General features: G+C 42.0%; 16 protein-coding genes and 1 riboswitch. Of the genes, 1 reads left to right on the top strand and 15 read right to left on the bottom strand.

What is annotated here, in order from left to right; translation table 11 throughout:
* Positions 1 to 110: 110 nt before the first annotated feature.
* The gene (gene lipA / locus AC6CIB_RS12855; RefSeq protein ID WP_498281206.1) at positions 111 to 1,028 is read right to left on the bottom strand and encodes a lipoyl synthase; all 918 of its coding nucleotides are present in this window, start codon (positions 1,026 to 1,028) and stop codon (positions 111 to 113) included.
* Between the two features lie 268 nt (positions 1,029 to 1,296).
* Here lipA and AC6CIB_RS12850 point away from each other — a divergent pair, with 268 nt between their 5' ends.
* Positions 1,297 to 2,256, top strand: coding sequence for a M23 family metallopeptidase (locus AC6CIB_RS12850; protein ID WP_498281420.1), 960 nt, complete (start codon positions 1,297 to 1,299; stop codon positions 2,254 to 2,256).
* Between the two features lie 47 nt (positions 2,257 to 2,303).
* Here the strand turns inward: AC6CIB_RS12850 and AC6CIB_RS12845 are convergent, their stop codons facing one another.
* The 14 genes from AC6CIB_RS12845 to sufC all read right to left on the bottom strand — a co-directional run bounded on the left by AC6CIB_RS12845 (position 2,304) and on the right by sufC (position 17,677).
* The gene (locus tag AC6CIB_RS12845) at positions 2,304 to 2,411 is read right to left on the bottom strand and encodes a methionine/alanine import family NSS transporter small subunit (RefSeq protein ID WP_498281204.1); all 108 of its coding nucleotides are present in this window, start codon (positions 2,409 to 2,411) and stop codon (positions 2,304 to 2,306) included.
* Position 2,412: 1 nt separating this feature from the next.
* The gene (locus tag AC6CIB_RS12840; protein ID WP_498281202.1) at positions 2,413 to 3,939 is read right to left on the bottom strand and encodes a sodium-dependent transporter; all 1,527 of its coding nucleotides are present in this window, start codon (positions 3,937 to 3,939) and stop codon (positions 2,413 to 2,415) included.
* 350 nt (positions 3,940 to 4,289) lie between these two features.
* A complete protein-coding gene (locus AC6CIB_RS12835; RefSeq protein WP_498281200.1) occupies positions 4,290 to 5,855 on the bottom strand; it encodes a Na+/H+ antiporter NhaC family protein in 1,566 nt (521 codons plus the stop codon).
* A gap of 115 nt (positions 5,856 to 5,970) precedes the next feature.
* A riboswitch (Lysine riboswitch) is annotated at positions 5,971 to 6,152 on the bottom strand.
* Between the two features lie 79 nt (positions 6,153 to 6,231).
* Entirely contained in the window at positions 6,232 to 6,996 is a 765-nt protein-coding gene (gene yunB, locus AC6CIB_RS12830; RefSeq protein WP_148970790.1) for a sporulation protein YunB, read from the bottom strand.
* Positions 6,997 to 7,055: 59 nt separating this feature from the next.
* Complete coding sequence (locus AC6CIB_RS12825) at positions 7,056 to 8,168, bottom strand: HD-GYP domain-containing protein (RefSeq protein ID WP_498281198.1); 1,113 nt, start codon at positions 8,166 to 8,168, stop codon at positions 7,056 to 7,058.
* A gap of 718 nt (positions 8,169 to 8,886) precedes the next feature.
* On the bottom strand, positions 8,887 to 9,189 hold the full coding sequence (locus tag AC6CIB_RS12820; protein ID WP_397552883.1) for a YunC family protein: 303 nt from the start codon (positions 9,187 to 9,189) through the stop codon (positions 8,887 to 8,889).
* 56 nt (positions 9,190 to 9,245) lie between these two features.
* Entirely contained in the window at positions 9,246 to 10,598 is a 1,353-nt protein-coding gene (locus AC6CIB_RS12815; RefSeq protein WP_498281196.1) for a bifunctional metallophosphatase/5'-nucleotidase, read from the bottom strand.
* Between the two features lie 27 nt (positions 10,599 to 10,625).
* Positions 10,626 to 11,450 carry a sulfite exporter TauE/SafE family protein gene (locus tag AC6CIB_RS12810; protein ID WP_498281194.1) on the bottom strand — a complete coding sequence of 275 codons (825 nt, stop codon included), beginning with the start codon at positions 11,448 to 11,450 and terminating at the stop codon, positions 10,626 to 10,628.
* Positions 11,451 to 11,471: 21 nt separating this feature from the next.
* Positions 11,472 to 12,314 (bottom strand): DUF72 domain-containing protein, encoded by an 843-nt coding sequence (locus tag AC6CIB_RS12805; RefSeq protein ID WP_498281192.1) that lies wholly within the window; start codon positions 12,312 to 12,314, stop codon positions 11,472 to 11,474.
* Between the two features lie 154 nt (positions 12,315 to 12,468).
* Positions 12,469 to 13,866: a Fe-S cluster assembly protein SufB gene (gene sufB, locus AC6CIB_RS12800; protein ID WP_498281190.1), complete on the bottom strand. Its 1,398-nt coding sequence runs from the start codon at positions 13,864 to 13,866 to the stop codon at positions 12,469 to 12,471.
* A 38-nt stretch (positions 13,867 to 13,904) separates the two neighbouring features.
* Complete coding sequence (gene sufU, locus AC6CIB_RS12795; protein ID WP_149156675.1) at positions 13,905 to 14,345, bottom strand: Fe-S cluster assembly sulfur transfer protein SufU; 441 nt, start codon at positions 14,343 to 14,345, stop codon at positions 13,905 to 13,907.
* The gene (locus tag AC6CIB_RS12790) at positions 14,335 to 15,564 is read right to left on the bottom strand and encodes a cysteine desulfurase (protein ID WP_498281188.1); all 1,230 of its coding nucleotides are present in this window, start codon (positions 15,562 to 15,564) and stop codon (positions 14,335 to 14,337) included. Before AC6CIB_RS12790 ends, sufU begins: the two co-directional genes overlap by 11 nt.
* Positions 15,564 to 16,874, bottom strand: a complete 1,311-nt coding sequence (gene sufD, locus AC6CIB_RS12785) for a Fe-S cluster assembly protein SufD (RefSeq protein ID WP_498281187.1) — start codon at positions 16,872 to 16,874, stop codon at positions 15,564 to 15,566. The genes AC6CIB_RS12790 and sufD overlap by 1 nt, the downstream gene beginning before the upstream one ends.
* Positions 16,875 to 16,891: 17 nt before the next feature.
* On the bottom strand, positions 16,892 to 17,677 hold the full coding sequence (gene sufC / locus AC6CIB_RS12780; protein ID WP_498281185.1) for a Fe-S cluster assembly ATPase SufC: 786 nt from the start codon (positions 17,675 to 17,677) through the stop codon (positions 16,892 to 16,894).
* Positions 17,678 to 17,901: the final 224 nt, after the last annotated feature.

Raw genomic sequence — 17,901 nt, 5'->3', positions numbered from 1 at the left:
ACAGGCATCATACCTTGCAGGATTTGCGTCTCATGTCATACTCTTTGCTACAAAAAGGACTGACTGTTAGAGATCTTCTCCTTCAAGTCAGTCCTTTTATATATGAAAAATTATGCCTTTTGAACCTCTTGCTCACCGGCTGCTTGTCTTGCTTTAGCGGCTGCATTAACTTGCTCATCTGCATGGTAGGAAGAACGAACGAGTGGTCCTGCTTCACAGTGACTGAAACCTTTTTCCATCGCTGCTTCACGTAGTTTAGCAAACTCATCCGGGTGATAATATTTCTGTACTTTCAAGTGTTTCTTAGATGGTTGCAGGTATTGACCTAATGTCACAATATCAACATGGTTTGCACGCAGATCATCCATTGTTTCAAGAATTTCTTCCTTCGTTTCCCCAAGACCAACCATGATACTTGATTTTGTTGGAATTTCCGGATTTAATTCTTTTGCACGACGCAGGAATTCCAATGTACGATCGTAAGTAGCACGGGCACGAACTCTTGGAGTCAAGCGACGAACGGTTTCGACATTGTAGTTCATGATATCTGGCTTTGCATCCATCAATGTCTTGATATTATCGAAAACCCCACCCATATCAGAAGGCAATACTTCAATCGAAGTGAAAGGACTCTTACGACGAATGGCACGAACCGTTTCAGCAAAGACTTGTGATCCACCGTCTTTCAGATCATCACGTGCAACAGCTGTAATAACTACGTGCTTCAAGTTCATTAATTGAACAGAATCTGCAACGCGTTCTGGTTCTTTAAGATCTAGTTCAGTTGGAAGGCCTGTTTTTACTGCGCAGAAACGGCATGCTCGTGTACAAATATCTCCAAGAATCATGAAGGTAGCTGTTCTTCTAGTTCCCCAACATTCATGAATATTAGGACAACGAGCCTCTTCACATACTGTGTGAAGGTTGTTTTCACGCATCATTTTCTTCAAGCCCATATAGTTATCATTCGTATTCAACTTTATTTTAAGCCAATCCGGTTTACGAATGTGTTCATCTTTCTTACCCATACCCCTCATCTCCAATCCTAAATAATTCTGACTTAGGCAAAGAGTGAAACGCTTTCTAAATCGTTCATCTTATGTAAAAAAAGCCATCATCAATATACTTCTTTTGTCACTTTATCATACTAAAAAAGTGAAAACAAGCATGTGATACCCTATTACCATTTATTGATGATTATGAATCCCGAGGAACGATACAAACTAGAAGTAGGCCCCTAAAAATGGAGGGATTATTTTGTACAAACGATTGGTCTTAGCCTTTGTGGCTTTTTGCATGGTGATAAGCCCTTGTCAAACCTTTGCTGCAAAAAAGCTGACAGAAGAACAGATTCACACGAAAAGGATGGAGTTATTTCAGAAAAGCGCGGCTCTTACTAATATTCCCTGGTACTATCTCGCTGCTATTGATCAGTACGAACGCAGTCTACGTTTTGCCCGCAAAGATAGGGAAAAGCCCTCTTCACTTATATCGATCTATATGGAGCCGGAAAAATGGGTCGGCCCTCTGAACCCTAACCGGGAAGATGACAATCCTGAAACGATCGCCCTATTCAACGGGATAGGCCGTGATGGAGATTTCGATGGAAAAGCCAACCTGAAGAGTGATGAAGATATACTGGCTGCTTTGACAGAGTTTATATTACGATACGGAATTGACCGGGATAATTTCAAGCTTGCACTGTGGGACTATTATAAACGTGATAAAACGGTCAGTATCATCATGGGAAATGCAAAAATCTATAAACAATACGGTACCATCCATTTAAACCAGAAAGCCTTCCCCCTTCCCCTCAGATTCAACTACAGTTACCGAAACACTTGGGGTGATGCCCGTGGTTGGGGAGGAAGACGTATTCACGAAGGGACGGACCTCTTTGCTGATTATGGTGTACCTGTAAGAGCGACATCGTATGGAATCATTGAGATGAAAGGATGGAACCGGTATGGAGGCTGGCGTATCGGGATACGTGACATTAATAATACGTATCATTATTTTGCCCACCTTAGTGGTTTCTCTAAAGATCTTCATATAGGTCAAGTGGTGGAACCGGGAATGGTTATTGGTGGTGTTGGGAGCACTGGATACGGACCCCCTGGAACATCAGGGAAATTCCCTCCCCATCTCCACTACGGAATGTACAAGGATAATGGTTTGACGGAATGGTCATTTGACCCTTACCCTCACTTACGAATGTGGGAACGGCAAGACAGAATCAAAAGCAAAAAACGTTAAAAAAGCAGACAATGGTTATCCCATCGTCTGCTTCATCTTTTTACTCTTTACACCTTTTTTTTGGATTTGGAAACAGCGTTCATGATACTAGCTGCTAATCCACCCCAGATGATGACTATTCCAACAATCATCATTGCAATCGCACTACCAGTCATGTTAGCCAACCTCCTTATAGCTTTCAGCTTCAGTTTTGGCATTCCAGCGTTTGAATGAGAAGGCAACACCTGCAAGAATTGCGAATCCTGCAACAAACCATCCGCTGTAAAGGATGAAGGCATCAGAGTAACCTCCATAGTTTCCAGTTTCAGTTTCAAATTCTCTTAATAAATTCATTTTGAATAAACCGAACATCATCCATCCAAGAACGATTGGTGTGATGACACCTAAGCATACTTTCCACCAGGCGCCAAGCTGAATATCCGAGATTCCATTAGCGTGAGATTGGAATGTACCTAACTTGCGCAGGAACCAGGCAATCACTACTACTTCAACTAATCCGACGAATGCTACACCAAACTGGTTGATAAAGTAATCTGCGGCATCCAGGAACAGTAATCCGCCCTGAGTGGCAAATAAGATTGAGATGATCGCAGAAAGACCCCCACCGAATAGAACGGCTTTCGTACGGGAAATTCCGAACTTTTCAGAAACCCCTGCTACATACGTCTCCGTAATCGAGATGAGTGATGACAGTCCCGCTAACACCAGGGAAGCAAAGAACAAGAATCCGAATAAACCGTTAAGAGCCGGGAATTCGTTAATGATTTGCGGGAATACCACAAATGCCAATCCAACTCCCCCGCTTACTACTTCCTGCACCCCAACACCTTGAGATTGAGCCATGAAGCCTAAAGCAGCAAATACTCCAATACCTGCAAGTAATTCGAACCCTGAGTTACTGAAACCTGTGATGAATGCATTATTTGTAATATCCGATTTCTTCGGAAGGTAACTGGAATACGTAATCATAATCGCAAATGCGATGGATAAGCTAAAGAAAATTTGTCCGTATGCCGCTACCCAAACACCAGGGTCAGCTATTTTGCTGAAATCCGGTTTGAAGAAAGCATCTAAACCATCCAATGCTCCAGGTAATGTTAAAGCGCGAACAACAATGATTAAGAATAAAATAACTAGTGCCGGAATAAAGATCTTATTCGCTACTTCGATTCCCTTCTTTACTCCTTTGAAAAGAATCCCCAATGTAATCACCCATACCAATACAAGTGGAATGAATACTCCAGGAACGATACTGCCTGTCTGACCAGGATCAACCGTAAGCTTCAAATAATCGTTGAATAAGAATGACTCCGTATCCTTCCCCCAACCTAAATTGAAAGAAAACACACTGTACGACATCGCCCATGCAATAATGACGGCATAATAGGTAGAAATGACAAATGCGATTAATACTTGCCACCAGCCAAGCCACTCTGATTTCCTATTAAGACGGAAATAAGATAGTGGTGCCGACCCACGGTATTTATGACCTAACGTAAATTCAAGCACTAATAATGGAATACCTGCTGTAAGAAGAGCAAATAAATAAGGAATAAAGAATGCTCCTCCACCATTTTCATACGCTACTGCTGGAAAACGCCAAATGTTTCCCAAACCGATTGCTGACCCGACAGCAGCTAGAATAAATCCTGCTCGTGTTCCAAACTGGGCACGATTCTCCATGTTGGTTCCCCCTAGTTCTTTCCAACTACCATTTTAAGGTATTTGAAATTTTTATATTTTCAGATTATTTATAATCTACAGTCAGTATAGCTAGTTCCAGAGCAATTGTCAAAGCTATTTTTAGATTTTGGAAAGAATTTTTTATTTGAAGACAGGTACTATTTCACTATATGAATTTTGTCGGAATATGAAGAATTGATGATTAGAAAGGTGGAGGTGGAAATCGAGTTTCTCGCTAAGGTTTTTGTAATAATCTTTAACTCTGGCTTATCGACATCCTGCAAAACTATTTTTTTATAACTATCAATATAAAAAACCAGAAGCTCATGAGCTCCTGGTTCTTCTTCATCTTATTGTTCTGAAACAGCTGGTTTTGCTTTTTCACCAAACAGAAAAGCGAATGCGACGATTAATATGATCACAACACCCAGACCGAACAGTGTGCTTCCAGTGAACCCTAATACAAGGTATCCAATTGAAGCAGCAACCGCTCCGATTAATGCATATGGAAGCTGTGTGAGAACGTGATCGATATGATTGCTTCCTGCTCCTGTAGAGGAAAGGATGGTTGTATCCGAGATTGGAGAACAATGATCTCCCAAAACAGATCCAGCTAAAACCGCTGCCATAGCAGGAAGTAAGATACTTACGTCTGTCGCTGCAGCAATTTCCCCGGCGATCGGAAGTAAGATTCCAAAAGATCCCCATGAAGTTCCCGTCGAGAATGCCATGATTCCGGCAACTAAGAACAAGATGACTGGAAGTGCCTGCATAGGTAAGCTTGATTGTTCAACCAGACCCGCAAGATACGTACCTGTTTGCAATTGATCGATCAATGTGACGATCGTCCAAGCGAAGATAAGGATGTAAACGGCTGGCAGCATGGATTTGATCCCTTCCACTACTGCTACTCCAACTGCTTTCCCTTCGATTCCTTTCAAGCTGACTTGACGAAGGAAGAAGATCAACGCCACGAGAAGCCCGAACAAGCCACCATATAATAATGATTTCGTTACATCTGTATTTTCAAAAACCGGCAGGATGTCAAATGATCCAACTGCTTGATATCCTGTCCAGAGCATCATTCCAATCGTGCCGATAACAAGAGCTACGATCGGCCAGACAAGATCACCTACCGATCCTTTCGAGCTGACAGGCAGATCATTTTTCAATTCGCCTGGAATCTCTTTTTCGGGATCATATAGGGCTCCCGTTTCAAGTGCTCTAACTTCATGCTCTTTCATCTTTCCAAAGTCCAAGCCTTTAGCAGCCACCATGATCACAAGCAGGACAGCTGCCCAGACATAAAGGTTCATTGGTATCATTTGAACGAAGGCTGAAAATGCTGTGTACTCTGTGATACTGTGTGCAGCCAGAATCGAACCGATAATACCGATAATGTACGCTCCCCAGCTTGAGATTGGTGAAACGACACAAATGGGTGCCGATGTCGAGTCAATGATATAGGCTAGTTTTGCACGTGAAATTTTGTGACGATCTGTAATGGGTCTCGAAACCTGGCCAACAGCAAGGGCGTTAAAATAGTCATCAATAAAAATTATGATACCTAAAACGGCTGCAAGAAGCTGCGCCCCTTTTCTCGTTTTCACACGTTTCATCGCCCATTCACCGAATGCGCGGCTACCGCCGGAAATGTTCACAAATGCTGTGATGACACCAAGAATGAGTAAGAAGAAAATAATATAGACATTCCAGGTGTTGAGTGCTCCATCGGCGACAAAGATGCCTTTAAAGGCGTCCCACATAAAGCTGAATGTTTTCGTAATTGAGAAATCTGCTAACAGAAAGGCAGACGCAACGATTCCTACTCCCAGTGAAAGTAGAACCCGTCTCGTAAGTATAACCATAAGAATGGCTAAAAGGGGTGGTAATAGTGAGTAAATCGTGTTTTCCATAATGTCCTCCTCCTATTTGATAGGGGGGAACCATCGTAGCATGACAGAGGATAATAAAAAAAGGCAACGATAGAGAAGCTATCATTACCTTAGTAAGTAATTTAAGTGCTCCATCACGATCTGTAGCTCCCCATTATAGAGATTCCCTATAATGACAGTGTTATCCTTCTTCAAGATAACCCCAGCAAATACACATTCGACATGCATATTTACTTCGGCAAAAGTTCCCTTTCATCTGTTCTCACAGTTGTCATTCTCAAACAGCTTACTCTTGAACTCTGCGCCTCTACCCCATCGGACTGATGATGTGGTGTGTTATAAAATTTTCTTTATTAATATATCAAACTATCATTCTTTTGACAACTTTTTTTCCTGACTAATTTGTGGGAATTTCAATAGAAGGACTGGATTCCCCTCCACCATTGTTATAAAACTGTGGTACATCCAGGTGAACGGTACCCATGGCAACCAGGATATCCTGCTTGATGGTCTCCGTTTTCGTTGCAAATGGAATGATGATCTGGACATTGACTTCAAGCTCGACAAACACTTTTACAACGGCATTATTAATCCCGAATTGCTCTACCGTAGTTTTAATATCAGAACGCACATCTCCGATCGAATGAAAGCGAATCGGTACTTTTGGACCAAGGTTACCGAGTAACACGTTGTTGGTCGCCTGACCAAGAGGGACCGAGTAAGTGATGCCCTTCGCTGCTTTAGACTTTCCTTCATCGATTTCCACTTCGGTAATAAATTCAAGGTTTTCTAAATTTCCCTCCTCTGCTTCTTGTAGGTTTTGCTGAACTAAGTTGGTGATTTCTGCCTGAACCCGGTTGATGGTCTGAGTATTATATTTAAATGAAACAATGTCGCCTTCTGTATTCTTCACTTCTTCCGTTATATCCGAAATATCAAGAACATCAGCAATTTTTTTGTTTATCGCTTTATTGATAACCAACGTACCGATCCTGCTGGTTTGAGTTTCAGCATAAGCAAGCAGTGTCGGTTTCAAACCTTTGTTAATGATCCACAATCCGAATCCAGTCGAAATCATAAAGAATAGAATCGTGATGATCATCACATATCGAAAAGGCAGCGGCCCTCCTCTTCGGGGTTTGTATGTTTTAAACTTTGACAAAAAAATCCCCCCTTACAAGCTATTTGTATGCAAAGTAAGAGGGGTTTAACGCAAAAAATTTATTTAATTTTAAGAGTTTGGGGTTCATAATCCGGATCAAATCCCGTAATCACCTTATCTAATTCCGTACTTAAATCCATGGCATAAGGAGTTTGTATTTCCTGTCCATCTTCTTCGATGATCCGAATCACCGGTCGATCCGTTACACCTTTATTTTGATCGGTCACAATTCCTTTTCGGCCATCATTCAGCTCGACCACCATCCCGTTCGGATAAATGGCCACAGAAGATCTGAAGGCTTCAATTACATTTGTATCAAACAGAGTACCGCTTCCTGCATATAATACCTCCAGCGCTTGATGTGGAAGCATGGCTTTCCGGTATACACGATTTGAAGTCATGGCGTCAAATACATCGGCCACCGCTATGATTTTTGCAAAGGGATGGATATCCTCACCTTTGATTCCTCGTGGATAACCAGAACCATCAAGCCTCTCATGGTGCTGGTACGCGCAGTGAGCAATGATCAGGGACACAGAATGAAGCTGTCGCAAAATCTCAAAACCGTGTTCTGAATGCTTCTTGATTTCACAAAATTCGTCTTCTGTCAGCTTTCCTGGTTTCAGAAGAATTTCCTCCGGCACAAGCATCTTACCGATATCATGCAAAATTGCTCCCACGCCTAACTGCTCGAGCTGTTTAGTAGACAGTTTAAGTTCCAGGCCTATGGATAACGTATACAAAGTCACATTAAATGAATGATGAAAAATATAGGAGTCATATGTGAAAACATCCGTCAAAATGGTTAGGAGATCATGATTCGCCTTTACTTCAGACAAGACTACATCAATCACCTGCTTCAATTGCTTAGCACTATCTTCAATCACGAGCACACCAGGTGGCGCTTTCGATGCGCTTAGTTGATTAAAGGCCATCTCAATATTGTTTACAGCTTGCTGTCTCACCTTACTCGAAACAGTTCCCTTTACATGAATTCCCCTCGAAAGGGAGTCTTCAATATAGACATACTGAATACTAAGCTCCTGCAATCTGGAAATCATGCGGTCTGTAATCGGAACGTTATCATGAATTAAAGCTTGACCTCTCATATTATATACGGTTGTAGCTAGAACCATGCCCGGTTTCAAAGCCCTAGTTGATATAAGCCTCATAGAATTCTCCTATGTAATTCTTTCATTTTTCGACAAAATTTCCTAGTATCTCCATTATAAAGGATAAAAACGTTCTTGCAAGATGTATTTCCTGATATAGTGTTAATTATTCATGAAAGAATATGGCTCTTTCGTAAACATTGTGGCTTTTTTACAGAAGAAAGCAGTAGTTGAATTTCCGCTACAGGATGCTCGCTTTCCGCGAGGCGGGCGGTGAGCCTCCTCGTCGCTGCGCTCCTGCGGGGTCTCACCTGTCCCGCTTCTCCCGCAGGAGTCGAGCACCTTCCGCTCCAATCAACTTTCTCAGCATGTTTTCTTATAAAAAGTTTTTTTGAATTGCCACCTCTTTAAAAGAGACCATTGGTCAATTTCCACTTGTGTAATAGAAATTCTGTTTTCTTTAGATTGTCTTTTGTTACCTTTAAGACTGTCATGAAATTTTTTTATAGATGATGAGGGGAACTGCGTAGACTCCTGCGGAAGCACGGGCGTGCCGAGACCACGTTCGGCTAAGCTGAGGAGGCTCAGCCGAACGCTAGCTGCAAGCAGAGCGGTTCTCCTCACCATCCAGCACACGCTTGTTGACAGAGCTTCTGGCAGATCTTATGTTACAAAACAACAATCTTTTGCGAAAAGAGCCAAGAATATAAAGCGAATGGTGATATTCACCCAACAAAAAACCAGTGCTCTCAAAAAAGCAACTGGTCCTTCTTAACACTTATATCATTTTCAACAATGCATCCCGGCCGATCATGCCTGGCGTGATGCCGCGATTTTCTGCCTCATAGGTGATGGATTCCAGAGGGGCATCCAGGAGCTGATCGATGGTTTTTACACCGACAGCTCTTCCTGCAATGATTCCTCTGTCTTTCAACTTCTCATTTAGTAACGCTACGTCCAGTGCTCCACACATTATATATCCTATATCACTCGTCACAACGAGGAGATTGGTTTTGGGCAGTTCAACAGAAATCGCTAAAAAGGTATGTCCCTGAATGGTAATCGGAGATACATTCATCATGTGTCATCGCTCCTTTCCCTCATATGTATGACGTGAGGATGGAAACGGTGATACATTTACTGCTTTAATTTCCACTGGAGGATGTCTCGTAAAAACTCAGGCATAAAGTATTTTTTTTCAAGTCTTTGAAGGTCTGGAAAGAAGTGGCCAAACGTGAACATATCAGGTAAGGCAAGCTTGTACATCTTCTTTGAATCAATCGGATTGTGATCGATTAAGATTTCATGACCTTTGAATTGAATATTTGCATATACAAACCGGCCCATCACCTTGCCTCTAAACCCTAGTCCTTTTACTTGAATATGCGGCCATTCCTCATTAAATGTTTGTTTAACGATTTCCTTCAGCTCTGCCCCCTTCATCTCGATAAGACATGGATTGATGGGATGAGGCAAAATCCGGTGCAGATCCTGTTTCGTCACTGCCCCCTCATTCAGTCCATCAATGAGTAGGCCAGAATTGAGGAAGGCACAATCAGCCTCGCACCATTCAGCAAGAGCATCACATAACACATTCGGAAGTGGGGAAGGATTAAACCAATCCACTTGTAGGGGGTTGGCAAGTTCGGTTACTTTTTCCCCTAACAAATCCTCCCCCTCTTGATACCACACGAGATTTTCCAGTTTTTCCTTTTCGACAGGGGGAAGTTCCTGCTGTTCATATAGTTGTGCTTTTTTGCCGACAATCTTTTTATTGGCTGTGTCAACCTCAATCATCATATGACCAACATAATGACCATATTTTCCTGCTGCACCCAGCATGGTTCCCTTAATTTCTTTTCCTTGATGCAACACATGATGAGTATGAGCTCCAAGGATAACGTCAATTTCGGGAAATCGTGCTGCAATCAGCTCATCATCCCTAATCCCCAGATGGGAAAGAAGAATCACCATATCCACCTGGTGGTGAAGCTCTTGAACCAATTTCTCAAGCTCATCCATCGGAGATGTAATATTCCAGCCGAGAGCTTCATAAAAAGGTTTGAAATAAGCCGTCAAGCCGATGACGCCAATCTTCATTCCACTATTCGTCTGAAAAATATGATCGGTTTTGACCCAGCTTGGCGGCTGCGACGAGCGATCTAATAGATTGCCTACAATCACGTGAAAATCTGCATTTTCATAAAGGCTGTTTAAATCTTCATAGTCCAGTGTAATTCCTTCATTATTCCCAATCGTTACAGCATCAAAGCCGACTTCATTTAGAAAATCAATATTTCCTTTTCCTAAAGTCGCTTCACTTAATGGATGCCAGCGGTCTACATGATCTCCGATATCAAATAGATAAACAGGTTCCCCTTCATCTAAATGCCACTGTTTTCTCATCTTCAAAAAATCACGAATCCTTGACCAATGCTCAAAATGACTGTGAAGGTCGTTTGTATGATAAATATGAATGGTTTCTCTCACTATTTGCTCACTCCTATTGGAGGTATGTTATCCTGTAATACCCTGGTAAATCAATCGAATTCCAATTAAAATTAATATAATCCGTAAAACACTCACTAAGACTTTTGATTCAAGCTTCGTATTCAAATAGGCCCCAAACTTCGCCCCTATCCATGCGCCTGGAATGAGTGCAAGTGCATACAACCACTTTACATTGCCAAACATGACATGCGTTCCTGAGCTGACTAATGCCGATAGAAAAATCATGAACATGGATGTGGCTACGGCTACATGAGGTGGAAAAAGAAAAATCAAGATCATTGCAGGTACCATTAATGATCCACCACCAATACCAAATAAACCAGATGTAAATCCAACTACAAAGGCAATAGCAGCTCCTAATACAGGAGGATATCCATATCGAAAGGTGTTTCCGCCCGGATCGGTAAATTCCCGTTGAAAAGATGCATCCTTGAATGTCTCAATAGGCTTTAACTTGTTTCTTATCATGAGAACAATGGCAATCAAAATCATGAAAATACCAAAATATAAATTGAAGCTTTCCATGTTCAATCCCTTGTTTACCCATGCTCCAAGTATTGAACCCGGCCCACTTCCGGCAAAGAAGATCAGGCCGCTTTTATAATCAACGGTCTTATGCTTTAAATAAGCCAGGGTGGATGATAACCCAGTGAAAATCATAATGACCAATGATGTTCCTACAGCTGTCTGAGGATTCATTCCCGCTATCAAGCTTGTATATGTACCGAAATAGATAAGGGCAGGAACAATGATGACTCCTCCGCCCAGTCCCACGAGGGATCCTATCGCTCCTGCTAAAAGTCCGATTGATAGAAGAACGATCCATTCCATCTGTCTTTCATCTCCTGTCAGCTAAAATAAATCCAGTTGCTTTGGTGCAAGCCCTCCATATTCAATTCCTAATAATTCAATGAGCTCTTTTGCGTTGTCAGCGGCATCTCCACCAGAATTATTATTGAAAAGAATATATAGATTTTCAGAGGTTTCGTGCAAATGATGAATATGCGGTATCCACTCCTCCAGCTCAACACGATTATAGCGATATAAATAACGAACCTCCCGCCAGTCTTCCCCATTCGGTTTATTCCAGCCGTACAGATTCCTGCCGTGAAAACGAATTAGAGTGGCATCTTTATGAGTGGTTTCCAATACCCGTGGTACAGATCCTTCCCCCGCTTGCGGCTCATCGCAAATGCTATGGATCCATCCTTCCTTTTTCATAAACGTTAACGTCTTATCCCGGAACTCCGGTCTGAACCAGCTTTGATGGCGAAACTCCAGCGATAGTGGAAATCCCTTTAGCTGCTCCCGGCAGTACCGGATATAGTCAACATGTTCCTTTTTACAATCGTACCAAGGGGGAAATTGAAGCAGAACCATCGCTAATTTACCTGCATCTACGTACGGAGCAAGGGATTCTTTAAAGGCTCTAAACATCTCTTCCTTTGTTTCAAAAGGGATCTCTCCTCGCTGATGTCCCGTCATTCCCTGATACGCTTTTACTATAAACTTAAAGTCCTCGGGTGTTTCCCTTACCCATTTTTCAGCATTTCGAAGAGGCTGGACAGCGTAGAAGGTTGTGTCCACCTCGACAATGGGGAAATGAGCGCCGTATTCTTTTAGTTTGTCCCTGGGGGAAGCATTTTCATAAAGGGTCTCATGATCTCCCCAGCCTGTTACTCCTATGTATATCATCTTCATTCACCTGCTTTATTATGAACATGTCCATTTTATCATAAGGAAAATGGAAATTCTTTTGTTGGGCTTGATTGAGGAAGAACCGTAGTGATATTTATTGAAACCAGAAAAAACTCCCCTGATGAAACATCAAGGGAGTTTGAATGACATATTAACCGATTGAACCTTCCATTTCAAACTTGATCAGACGGTTCATTTCGACTGCGTATTCCATTGGAAGTTCTTTCGTGAATGGCTCGATGAAGCCCATTACGATCATTTCTGTTGCTTCTTCCTCTGAAATACCTCGGCTCATAAGATAGAATAATTGTTCTTCAGATACTTTTGATACCTTTGCTTCGTGTTCTAACGAGATATTATCGTTAAGAATTTCGTTGTAAGGAATCGTATCAGAAGTTGATTGGTTATCCATGATCAGCGTATCACACTCGATGTTTGAACGTGCGCCTTCCGCTTTGCGGCCAAAGTGTACAATTCCACGGTACGTTACTTTACCACCATGCTTGGAGATGGATTTAGAAACAATTGTAGAAGATGTATTTGGTGCCAGGTGAATCATTTTCGCTCCGGCATCCTGATGCTGGCCTTTACCTGCCAATGCGATGGATAGTGTCATACCGCGAGCGCCTTCACCTTTAAGGATAACCGCCGGGTATTTCATCGTTAATTTTGAACCAATGTTTCCATCTACCCATTCCATTGTTGCGTTCGCTTCACATACAGCACGCTTCGTGACCAGGTTAAACACGTTGTTCGCCCAGTTTTGAATCGTCGTATAGCGGCAGTACGCATCTTTCTTGATGATGATTTCAACGACTGCAGAGTGAAGTGAATTTGTTGTGTAAACCGGTGCTGTACAACCTTCAACATAGTGAACACTTGCGCCTTCATCGACGATGATCAGCGTACGCTCGAACTGACCCATGTTTTCAGAGTTGATGCGGAAATATGCTTGAAGTGGTGTATCCACCTTGATTCCTTTAGGAACATAGATGAATGATCCACCGGACCATACCGCTGAGTTAAGGGCAGCGAACTTGTTATCCGTTGGAGGAATAACCTTTGCCCAGTGCTCGCGGAAAAGTTCTTCATTTTCTTTAAGAGCAGAATCTGTATCTTTAAATACGATACCCATCTCTTCAAGATCTTCTTGCATGTTGTGGTATACAACCTCTGACTCATACTGAGCAGAAACCCCTGCAAGATACTTTTGCTCAGCTTCCGGAATACCTAATTTATCAAACGTTTGCTTGATTTCTTCAGGTACTTCATCCCAACTGCGCTCTGACTTTTCAGAAGGCTTCACATAGTATGTGATCTCATCAAAGTTCAGTTCCTGCATGTCTCCGCCCCATTGAGGCATAGACATATTATAAAAATGCTCAAGTGACTTCAAACGGAAATCAAGCATCCACTTAGGCTCATCTTTCATACGAGAAATTTCTTCAACGATTTCTCGTGTCAAACCACGTTTAGAACGGAAAATAGATACGTCTTTATCACTAAAACCGTATTTATAGTCTCCGACCTCAGGCATCTTCTTTGCCATGTTGATTCCTCCATTCTTAAATAGAGTAGGAGAAGAGCTTATTCCTGCTCTTCTTCTTGAACTCCTTTTTCCATCGCTTTCCAAGCCAATGTTGCACATTTGATACGGGCCGGGAATTTAGCGACTCCTTGTAATGCTTCAATATCTCCTAAATCCACATCGTCGTCATAGTCATTGCCTTGCATCATATCAGAGAAGATCTTTGAAAGCTTCAATGCTTTCTCAATCTCTTTCCCTTTGACCGCTTGGGTCATCATAGAAGCAGAAGCCATGGAGATCGAACAGCCTTCTCCATCAAACTTCGCATCCTGAACGATACCATCTTCCACCTTTAAAGTCAGGTGAATGCGATCTCCACAAGTAGGGTTATTCATATCGATGGTAAAGCTTCCATCCTCTAAAGAACCTTTGTTTCGTGGATTCTTATAATGATCCATAATGACTTGTCGATATAACTGATCTAAATTATTAAAAGACATCGCTGAAAAACTCCTTTGTCTTCAATAGGCCTGCAACAAGTTTATCAATATCTTCTTCCGTATTGTAAAGATAGAAGCTGGCACGTGCTGTTGCGGATACGTTCAACCACTTCATCAGTGGTTGTGCACAGTGATGACCTGCGCGAACGGCAATCCCTTCAGCATCAAGTACGGTTGCCACATCATGCGGATGAACATCATCAATGTTAAACGTAACAATACCTGCCCGCTTTCCTGGATCACTTGGTCCGAAAATTTTCATGCCTTCGACTTCATTCATTTTCTCCAATGCATAAGCCGCAAGCTTATGTTCATGTTCTTCAATGTTATGAAGTCCTACTTCTTCAAGGAAATCAATCGCAGCTCCAAGTCCAATGGCACCTGCAATGATCGGTGTACCACCTTCAAATTTCCACGGAAGCTCTTTCCAAGTGGATTCCTGAAGTCCGACAAAGTCGATCATTTCCCCACCGAATTCTACCGGTTCCATTTTGTTCAGGTGTTTTTTCTTACCGTAAAGTACTCCGATCCCTGTAGGACCTACCATTTTATGACCTGAAAAGGCAAAGAAATCGCAGTCTAAGTCTTGTACGTCGACCTTCATATGTGGAGCAGCCTGTGCTCCGTCAACGACCATGACTGCACCATTTTCATGAGCAATCTTCGTGATTTCTTTGATTGGGTTCATCGTACCAAGCACGTTTGAAACCATCATGATCGAAACAATCTTCGTTTGAGATGAGACAGTAGCTCTGACATCTTCAATCGCTATCGTTCCATCCTCTTGAAGGGGAACATATTTTAACGCCGCTCCGGTTTCTTTGGCTAACTGTTGCCAAGGTATGATATTACTGTGATGCTCCATGTGAGTGATCACAATTTCGTCACCCTCGGACAAATTAGCACGACCGTAGCTTGCTGCAACTGTATTGATTGCTGTTGTCGTTCCACGGGTAAAGATCACTTCTTGAGTGGAGGAAGCGTTTATGAAATTGCGGACCTTTTCACGGGCCCCTTCATAACCATCTGTCGCTCTCGTCCCAAGAGTATGAACACCCCGGTGAACATTTGAGTTATATCCACGATAATAGTCATTCACCGCTTCGATAACGGAAACCGGCTTTTGTGATGTTGCGGCACTGTCAAGATAAACAAGTGGATGGCCATTTACTTCCTGGTCGAGAATCGGAAATTGTTTGCGAATCTCTTTTACATCCATTAGTTTACTTTCCTTTCGATAACCTCAACAAGTTGTTTCTTAACTCCTTCAATCGGTAATTGTTTAACCACAGGAGCCAAGAAGCCATGAATAACCAGACGTTCCGCTTCATGCTGCGGAATTCCACGACTCATCAGGTAATAAAGTTGCAGCGGATCCACTCGACCTACAGACGCAGCATGTCCTGCCGTTACGTCATCTTCATCAATAAGAAGGATCGGATTCGCATCTCCACGTGCTTTTTCACTAAGCATCAATACGCGAGACTCCTGCTCTGCATTCGACTTAGACGCACCGTGTTCAATTTTACCGATACCATTGAAGATGGAAGATGCTTCGTCCTTCATCACTCCATGCTTAAGGATGTATCCTTCAGAGTTTTTACCGAAGTGAACAACCTTCGTCGTGAAGTTTTGTTTCTGTTTTCCGCGTCCAACGACAACGGTTTTTGTATCACCATATGAGCCATCACCCATAAGGTTTGTTACGTTTTCTGAAACAGTGTCTCCATCGTTCATTAATCCAAGAGCCCACTCGATGCGAGCATCCCTTTGTGCAATTCCACGTCGGTTAACATACGTTGTTAATCCGCTTGCTAAATTATCCACAGCACCGTATGCCACTTTAGCATTATTGTTTGCCAAAACTTCCGTAACGATGTTGTATACGCCGTCTTCAACATTTGTTGTAGAAATGTAGTTTTCAACGTATGTTACAGAGCTGTTGTCTTCAGCCACTACTAATACGTGGTTGAACATCGCTACTTCAGCATTGTCATGAACGTAAACCGCTTGAATCGGTTGAGTCAATTCCACATTTTTTGGAATGTAAAGGAACACTCCCCCATTCATCAATGCTGCATGAAGGGCTGTAAGCTTATGCTCATCCGTTTTCACGCCTTCAGTCATGAAGTACTTCTGTACAAGTTCACTGTGGTCTTTTACAGCTGTAAAAATATCCGTAAAAATAACACCATTGTCCTTTAATTCGTTTGAAAGAGAAAGAAAAGCAGGTGTATTATTTCGTTGAATATAAAGACTTTGGTCATTGCTTTCTAAATCAACTAATTCTTTTGCTTCATCCGGCAGCTCACTCAAAGATGAGAACGTATCACTTTCCACTGCATGCTTCTGGAATTGAGTAAAATTCCAATTCGTGATTTTCGTTTTATCAGCAACTGGAAGGCTTAGATCCTTTACTTTATCAAAGGCATCTGTGCGAAGGGTTGTTAACCATTCTGGCTCTCCAAGTTGTTTTGAGTAGGAGCTGACATAGTCCTGATCTACTGATAGTTTCGTTTCTACAGTCATTTTCATCCCCCTAACACTTACGCTTCTTGGCCAACAGTTTCGTCTTTTATTCCTAACTCTTCTTTAATCCATTCATATCCTTCTGCTTCAAGGCGTTGTGCTAATTCTTCTCCGCCTGATTTAACAATACGTCCTTGCATCATAACGTGAACATGATCAGGAGTGATGTAGTTAAGAAGACGCTGATAGTGAGTGATGATCAAGCAACCGAAATCCTCACCGCGCATTTTATTGATTCCTTTTGATACAACCTTAAGGGCATCGATATCAAGACCAGAGTCAATCTCGTCAAGGATGGCAATCTTAGGTTGTAACATCATTAATTGAAGGATTTCATTACGCTTCTTCTCTCCACCAGAGAACCCTTCGTTTAAGTAACGCTGTGCCATATCCGGATCCATTTCCAGGTATTCCATTTCAGAATCCATTTTGCGGATGAATTTCATAAGAGAAATCTCTTCGCCTTCTTCGCGACGGCTGTTGATTGCTGAACGTAAGAAGTCCGCATTCGTTACACCGTTGATTTCACTTGGATACTGCATTGCAAGGAATAGACCTACGCGAGCGCGCTCATCCACTTCCATTTCAAGCACATCTTCACCGTCGAAGTGAATACTTCCTTTTGTTACTTCATACTTTGGATGACCCATAATAGCAGAAGATAAAGTAGATTTACCTGTACCATTCGGTCCCATTACTGCGTGGATTTCTCCACCTTTAATTTCAAGGTTAACCCCTTTCAGGATTTCCTTTCCTTCAATCTCAACATGAAGATCTTTGATTGTTAAAGTAGAACCTGCCATGTATATTTACCTCCGTGACTTTATAATGAATTTAAGAATTAAATTCTTTAATCATTCTCAATTTATTCTCATTACAATCTTATAACAAATAAAAGCTATTATCAACTTTTTCAACTATATAGATAGTGTAAACTTGACCAGATAATCCTTTTCTATTGTTGGCATAAAATAAAGGAAAAATGTAGGGATTCCTTGTCCAGTTTCCGGTCGTGAAGAACATCCCG

Source organism: Rossellomorea sp. GQ25, assembly GCF_059758515.1.
This window is presented reverse-complemented; position numbering and strand designations above follow the sequence as displayed.